The 8,120-nt window shown below is 35.6% G+C and carries 6 protein-coding genes; all 6 read left to right on the top strand.

Annotation, left to right across the window (positions count from 1 at the left end; genetic code table 11):
* Nucleotides 1-972, top strand: a 972-nt coding sequence (gene sucB / locus CCAND38_RS01430; protein WP_052458070.1) for a dihydrolipoyllysine-residue succinyltransferase, incomplete at its 5' end; no start/stop codon positions are given.
* A gap of 245 nt (nt 973-1,217) precedes the next feature.
* Nucleotides 1,218-1,712, top strand: coding sequence for a thiol peroxidase (tpx, locus tag CCAND38_RS01425; protein ID WP_042343209.1), 495 nt, complete (start codon nt 1,218-1,220; stop codon nt 1,710-1,712).
* Between the two features lie 121 nt (nt 1,713-1,833).
* A complete protein-coding gene (locus tag CCAND38_RS01420; RefSeq protein ID WP_042343208.1) occupies nt 1,834-4,254 on the top strand; it encodes an FtsK/SpoIIIE family DNA translocase in 2,421 nt (806 codons plus the stop codon).
* Nucleotides 4,255-4,450: 196 nt separating this feature from the next.
* Nucleotides 4,451-5,089: an outer membrane lipoprotein periplasmic chaperone LolA1 gene (gene lolA1 / locus CCAND38_RS01415; protein ID WP_042010073.1), complete on the top strand. Its 639-nt coding sequence runs from the start codon at nt 4,451-4,453 to the stop codon at nt 5,087-5,089.
* A gap of 68 nt (nt 5,090-5,157) precedes the next feature.
* Nucleotides 5,158-6,597 (top strand): LptF/LptG family permease, encoded by a 1,440-nt coding sequence (locus CCAND38_RS01410; RefSeq protein WP_042343206.1) that lies wholly within the window; start codon nt 5,158-5,160, stop codon nt 6,595-6,597.
* Nucleotides 6,594-7,715: a lipid-A-disaccharide synthase gene (gene lpxB / locus CCAND38_RS01405; protein WP_042343204.1), complete on the top strand. Its 1,122-nt coding sequence runs from the start codon at nt 6,594-6,596 to the stop codon at nt 7,713-7,715. Before CCAND38_RS01410 ends, lpxB begins: the two co-directional genes overlap by 4 nt.
* Nucleotides 7,716-8,120: the final 405 nt, after the last annotated feature.

Here is an 8,120-nt window from a genome sequence, read left to right as displayed (position 1 = left end):
GAAGGAGTTGCTAAAGCAGAAACTAAAAAGGAGGAGCCAAAGAAAGAAGAAATTAAACCAGTGGCTGCTTCCGTAGCTGAAAAAACGACATACGCTACTAACGCACCAAGTCCAGCAGCTCGTAAAATATTGCAAGAAAGAGAAATACCTGCCTCATCTGTGAAAGGTACAGGCAAAGACGGACGCATCACTAAGGAAGATGCTCTTAAGGCTTCAAAACCATCTATGGGAACTCCTACAGGAGGTTTACGAACCGAAACAAGAGCTAAAATGTCGATGCTTCGCCGTAAAGTAGCAGAGCGTTTGGTGAGTGCTAAAAATGAAACTGCGATGCTTACTACCTTTAATGAGGTAGACATGACGGCTATCTACGAACTTAGAAGCCAATACAAAGATGCTTTTAAAGATAAGCATAATGTGAATTTAGGGTTTATGTCTTTCTTCACCTTGGCAGTAGTTCGTGCGTTGAAAATGTTCCCTGATGTAAACTCAATGATTGACGGACAAGAGAAAGTTACGTATGATTTCTGTGATATTTCCATTGCCGTTTCAGGACCTAAAGGACTGATGGTGCCTGTTATCCGTAATGCTGAAAACTTGTCATTCCGAGGAGTAGAAGCTGAAGTAAAACGCTTAGCATTACGAGCTCGTGACGGGCAAATAACTGTAGATGAGATGACTGGAGGAACGTTTACGATTACTAACGGAGGCGTTTTCGGATCAATGTTATCTACTCCGATAATCAATCCACCTCAGTCGGGAATTTTAGGAATGCACAACGTGGTGGACAGAGCCGTTGTTAAAAACGGACAAATCGTTGTAGCTCCTGTGATGTATGTAGCTCTTTCGTATGATCATCGAATCATTGACGGACGCGAATCGGTAGGGTTCTTAGTAGCCGTGAAAGAAGCTCTTGAAAATCCAGTTGAAATCCTAATGAATGGTAACATAAAAGCAGCTTTAGAGTTGTAGAACTCTAAAATATTAATAGTTAAACCTCCTGAAAATAACGTTTTAGGAGGTTTTGTGTTTGTTGATTTAGAGTTTTGTTACTTTTGACAGACATAATTATCTCTTGTGAAAATTTCTGTTTGCGTATCCGAATGTATTGATTATAATGTAATCCTTCCCCAATTAATCCTCCTAAAATTAAAGTTTGGTTTTTGTTTTTTTTTACGTACCTTTGCGGTTACGGATTAAAAAACAGAATAATTATTATGGCTACAATCACTTTTAAGGGAGGAGCGGTTCATACACAAGGTGAACTTCCACAAGTAGGGGCAGTAGCTCCTGATTTCAAAGCAGTAAAAACAGACTTATCAGAGGTTTCTTTACAAGATTTTAATGGTAAAAAACTGGTTTTAAACATATTTCCAAGTATAGATACGGGAGTTTGTGCCGCTTCTGCACGTAGATTTCATCAAGAGGTTGCTGCATTGGATAATGTTGTAATAGCTTGTATTTCAAAAGATTTACCTTTTGCTTTCAACAGATTCTGTGCAGCTGAGGGTATTGATGATTTGGTAATGCTTTCCGATTTCAGAGGTGAATTTTCTCAAAACTATCACGTAACATTTACTGATGGCCCTCTCAAAGGCTTGCTTTCGCGTTGTATCGTTGTTATTGATGAAAAAGGGCATGTTATCCACAACGAACAAGTTGCAGAAACAGCTAACGAGCCAAATTACGCAGCTGCTTTGGCAAAATTGTAGTTTTAAAATATAACATGTAGAACAAACATAAGTGTCATCAAGTTGAAAAATCTCACGTAGCTTTTGTAGGCTTTTGCGTGATGATTTAACTTTTCAATCTGCTACCTATTAAACTAAAAAAATGTCACAAAAAAAACAAAAGGACTCCGATAAAAAAACTAAAACAAAGACGGATAAAGGCAAACAACGGAAATTAATTTTCGGTGTTGTCCTTACTTTTGTTTCACTGATGCTTATTGTAGCTTTTGTGTCTTATCTTTTTACTTGGCAAACCGATCAAAGTGTTTGGTTGGCTTTAGGGGATAGACAGCAAGAAGCTCAGAATTTGGTGAGTAAAATTGGAGCTTTTTTGGGACATTTTTTTATCTATAAAGGATTTGGAATTGCGATGTTTATTCCTGCAGTATTGGCTTTTTTGACAGGTTTAAAACTTTCATTCGGATTGCGAATGCCTCTTTTCAATCGATGGTTTTGGGGAATTTTGTGGATGATTTTTATTGCTACTTTTTTCGGTTTTTTTTCAGGCAAAGCTAGTATTTTAGGAGGTATTTCAGGTTACGAAATCAATCATTTTGTTCAAGATTACATTGGGGTGTTTGGGACAGCGTTACTACTCATCTTATTTCTATTACTTTATGCTATTTTGAAAGCTGAACTTACGCCCGAAAAAGTGAGCAAAATGTTTCAGACAGTTTTCACTAAAATCAATCAAGTCAAAATTTCGGATACTTTAAGTCCCTCTAAACTAGTAAAGAAAGTAGCTGTTCCAGCGAATCCTGAGGAAAATAATGATGATTTTTTGAAGTCAACAGATGTTAATAATGAAAAGATCTTTATTGACAATAATAAATCTGACGAAAAATTAGATGTATTCACTCATAAAAAAGAAATCCCTTTCTTGACAAATGAAGAGAATGAAGAAAATTTCTTTATAACCAATACTCCTTCTGAAGAGTTGGATCTGCAAGTAGAAAAACCAAAGCAAAGTGAGGAAGTTGATCCTGAATTATTAGCTAAAAAATTGGTTGAAAACTACGGAGAATACGATCCACGTTTGGATTTGAGTGACTATCGTTTTCCTACCATCGAACTTTTAAACGAGCCCAAAGAAAGTGGTATTATTATCAATCAGGAGGAATTGGAGGAGAATAAAAATACAATTGTTCAGACCCTTAGAGATTACAAAATTGAAATATCACAGATAAAGGCTACCATTGGTCCAACGGTTACGCTCTATGAGATTGTCCCTGCTGCGGGGATTCGCATTTCGAAAATTAAAAATTTAGAAGATGACATAGCTTTGTCCTTAGCGGCTTTGGGTATTCGTATTATTGCACCGATTCCAGGAAAGGGGACTATTGGTATTGAGGTTCCGAATAAGAAACCGACCACTGTTTTTATGCGTTCCATGATTACTTCGCCCAAGTTTCAACACTCGGAGATGGAGCTTCCTGTAGCATTCGGAAAGACCATTAGCAACGAAACCTTTGTAGCTGACCTCACTAAGATGCCCCATCTACTGATGGCTGGTGCTACAGGGCAAGGTAAATCTGTGGGGCTTAATGTTGTACTCACATCTTTACTTTACAAGAAACATCCTGCCGAGGTGAAATTTGTATTAGTAGATCCGAAGAAGGTAGAACTGACTTTGTTCAACACTATTGAACGCCATTTTTTAGCAAAACTTCCTGATAGTGAAGAAGCTATTATTACGGATAACAAAAAAGTAGTCAACACGCTCAATTCTCTTTGTATAGAAATGGATAATCGTTATGAGTTGTTGAAAAATGCAATGGTTCGTAACATCAAAGAGTATAACGCAAAATTTAAGGCTCGGCAATTAAACCCGAATGAAGGTCACAGATTTTTACCGTACATAGTGTTGGTGGTTGATGAGTTTGCCGATTTGATTATGACGGCAGGTAAGGAAGTGGAGTTGCCCATAGCTCGATTGGCTCAATTGGCACGAGCCATTGGTATTCATTTGATTATAGCTACGCAACGTCCATCGGTAAACGTTATCACAGGGATTATTAAGGCAAATTTCCCCGCTCGAATTGCATTTCGTGTAACCTCGAAAATAGATTCAAAAACGATTTTAGACGGTTCGGGAGCCGAGCAGCTAATAGGTCGTGGAGATATGCTTTATACTCAAGGGAATGAGCCTATTCGTATCCAATGTGCTTTTGTAGATACCCCTGAAATCAATCATATTACTGAATATATTGGAGCTCAGAAGGCTTATCCCGATGCTTACTTATTGCCTGAATATGTAGGTAGTGAAAGTGAAGCTACGGAGTTGGATTTTGATCCTGCTGACCGTGATAAATTATTTAGAGAAGCGGCTGAAATCATTGTTAATGCACAGCAAGGTTCGGCATCGCTCCTACAGCGTAAATTGAGTTTAGGATATAATCGAGCAGGACGTATTATTGATCAGTTGGAACACGCAGGAATTGTGGGGCCTTTTGATGGAAGTAAAGCCCGAAAGGTACTTGTTTCTGACATCGTATCACTCGAAAATTTGTTGAATGGACGTTAATTTTGGAACGGAAATTGATATTCATGGTAGTAAGTCGTTAAAGAGCATCGTTTTTACGTAATTTTGTACTCGGCCATAGAGAAGGATTAATAATTTATTAATGAGATTTTTTTGTGGTTTGATATGAAACGGTTCTTTCGGAGTATCTTACGTATGAATGCACATTATAGTAATAATTATGAAAAACATCAAAAAAATGAAAAAAATAATAATTTCGATTATCACTTTATGTAGTTTTGTAGCTCAAGCTCAGAACGCGAATAAAGCAAAGACCTTATTGGATGAGGTATATAACAAGATGATTAGCTATGATAATATTTATATTGAATTTCGATATAATTTAGATAATATTTCCGAAAATATTAATCAAGAAATCAAAGGAAATGTGACTTTAGCTAAGGATAAATATGTTTTGAATTATATGGGAGCCACAAAAATATATGATGGTAACAAATCGTATACTATAATTCCTGAAAATGAGGAAGTTGTAATCGAATCAACATCGGAAGAGGAAACTTCAATTACGCCTTCAAAAATGTTAACATTTTATAGAAAGGGATATACCTACAAGTGGGATATTGAACAAAATGTACGTGGCAGAAAGATTCAGTATGTTGAACTTAAACCACAGAAAGCATCGGACGTAAAACAAATTTTGTTGGGAATTGATGTTCAAACAAAGCATATTTATAACCTAATTGAAATAGGGAAAAATAATACGAAAACTACCATTACAGTTAACACGTTCAAAACCAATCAACCAATTCCGGCTAATTTATTTAAATTTGATAAGGAAAAGTATAAAAAAGAAGGATATTACATCTCTGAATTGTAGTTTCCATTTGAGAAGTTAATCGCAATATTCAGAGGAGAAAATCCAAGACAAGTATTAACATACGCAAAATGAAAATATTAGATAGATATATTTTGACACAGTTCCTAAAGAATTTTTTAGGAACTCTTTTCGTTTTAATTCTGATATTTATGTTCCATACTTTGTGGACATATATCGACGATTTAGCGGGTAGAGGTTTGGAGATGTGGATTATAGCTAAGTTTTTAATATTTTTCATTCCGCAATTGATTCCGATCATTTTGCCGTTGGCGGTGGTGGTTTCTTCCATTATGACCTTTGGAGCATTTGCTGAAAATTACGAGTTTGCAGCAATGAAAGCATCAGGAATTTCGGTGCAACGAGCCATGCGACCTTTGTTGGTTTTTATGGGATTTTTGAGTTTATTTACTTTTTTTTTGGTCAATGTGGTGATTCCTGTTTCCTATACGGAATTATTTGACCTACGTCGAAACATTGCCAAAGTGAAACCAGCAATGGCTATTGCAGAAGGAATTTTTTCAGATATAGGTGATGATTTCAGTATCAAAGTTGATAAAAAATCAGGTAAAAATGATGAATTTTTAGAAAAGGTGGTTATTCATAAAAAATCACCTGACCGTGTGAACAGGACTGTAATTATTGCAGAACGAGGCGAGTTAAAAAATGTTAAAAATAGTGATTTTTTGCAACTTATCTTGGAAGATGGTAATTATTACGAAGATATCAAGACTCAAACTTATGCCCAACAACAGCGTTTCCCTTTTGCGAAAGTACATTTTGATAAATATGTCATCAATATTGATCTTTCCCATTTGAATAATGTTGATTTTAATGAGAAAACCAATATTACTACTTATCGAATGATGAATGTTGGACAATTGAACTACGCTATAGATTCATTGCGGAATGACTTTAAACAACATATAGCTGATCATGGTGGGAGTATGATGCGTCGTACAGGTATTTTTCTACCTGAAAAAAATATAAAAACTTCTGAGAATAACAATGTTGAGGATATTTCAGAACTGCTAAACCTATTCGAAGCTCACAAAAAACGGCAGATATGGGATATGGCTGTTAGCAATGCTCAAAGTCAGTATGATAATTTAGATTTCAGGCAGCGTGACATTGAATATCGTTACAAAACATTAAACCTCCATATTCTGAATTTGAGTGATAAATTTGCCTTGACATTTTCTTGTTTTGTATTGTTTTTTGTGGCGGCACCGTTAGGTGCATTCATTCGTAAAGGAGGATTGGGTTTGCCCTTTGTAGTGGCAATGGTTCTGTTTTTATCTTATTACTTTATAAGTTTGTTTGTTAAGAATATAGCAGAAAATAACACGGTAAGCCCTGTCATTGCACCATGGTTTTCTACGTTGATTTTACTTCCTTTAGGAATATATCTAACCATTCGTGTTACTACGGATAAAGGGTTATTTCAATTTGAAAAATTACATAAATTGTTTGATTTCCTCAAACGTAAACAACAATCCAACAAGAGATGAAATACTACATCATAGCAGGTGAAGCATCGGGTGATTTACATGGAGCCAATCTGATGAAAGCACTTATTGCCAAAGACTCCAGTGCCGATATACGTTTTTGGGGAGGAGATAAAATGAAATCCGTTGCAGGAACCCTTGTCAAGCACTATCGAGATTTGGCTTTCATGGGTTTTTGGGAAGTTATCACCAATCTGAAAACTATTTTAAAGAATATCGCTTTTTGCAAAAAAGATATTCAGGATTTCCAACCAGATGTGCTGATTTTCATTGATTATCCGGGTTTTAATATGCGTATCGCTACGTGGGCGAAGCAGCAAGGTTTTCAAACACATTACTATATTTCGCCTCAAATTTGGGCGTGGAAAGAAAATCGTATAAAAGCCATTAAGCGCGACATAGATTTTATGTATGTGATATTGCCTTTTGAAAAAGATTTCTATGAAAAAAAACATGCTTATCCTGTTCATTTTGTAGGACATCCGCTTTTAGATGCTATAGCTAATCGTGAACCAATAGATCCGCATGCGTTTAAGGTAGCAAATAATCTAGACCAACGACCCATTATCGCTTTACTTCCCGGAAGTCGAAAACAAGAAATCGCCAAAATGCTTTCAGTGATGCTTTCAGTAGTGGATTATTATCCTAATTATCAATTTGTTATTGCAGGAGCTCCATCACAAGATTATGGTTTTTATCAGCAATTTATCAAAAATAATAATGTATATTTTGTTAGTGGAAAAACTTACGATTTATTATCCGTAGCCACTTGTGCATTGGTGACCAGTGGAACAGCTACTTTGGAAACAGCTTTGTTTAATGTCCCAGAAGTGGTTTGTTATCGTGGTAATTGGCTGTCATATCAAATTGCAAAGCGAGTGATTAATTTGAAGTATATTTCGTTAGTAAATCTTATTATGGATAAACCTGTAGTTACAGAACTTATTCAAGAGGAGTTGAATACCAAAAATTTACGTTTTGAAATAGATAAACTCTTAACTCCAACACATCGCGATAAGTTGCTGCAAGACTATATGGATTTACGAAATCAATTAGGGGGAAGTGGGGCAAGTCAAAAAACGGCTGAATTGATTCTTTCGAATCGAATTAAGGAGAGATAAAGCATTTATAATTAGAATATAATTAACTTAGTGAGATCATTAAGGACTGCTTCAGAAGGAAAAAACACTTTTTTCTTTCTCAAGACTTTATAGTTCATTGATTATACCAAATTTATTATATACTTCTAAAAAGATACAGAGTTATACAAGGATAAAATTCAATTCGGTACATAAGAAAAGAGTAGTAATTGAGTCTATTATAGAATTTTTAAAACAAGGTCATGCTTTTCACAAAGGCGTAATAGGCGAGACAGTCAATATGCTATTATTCAGAGGTCTCACTCAACAGCAAAAGAATGATGAACAGATCGGAATCATCTTTTTGTGTTATGGTTTTCTGTTGACGCTGAACAGAAAGTCCTCTAAAGATTTCTACTACTTTTCAAGAGAGAATAAGTAAAACGA

It is taken from the genome of Capnocytophaga canis, from assembly GCF_000827555.1.
Taxonomy (GTDB): domain Bacteria; phylum Bacteroidota; class Bacteroidia; order Flavobacteriales; family Flavobacteriaceae; genus Capnocytophaga; species Capnocytophaga canis.
The sequence above is the reverse complement of the archived record's forward strand: the minus strand, read 5'-3'. Positions and strand labels throughout refer to the sequence as shown.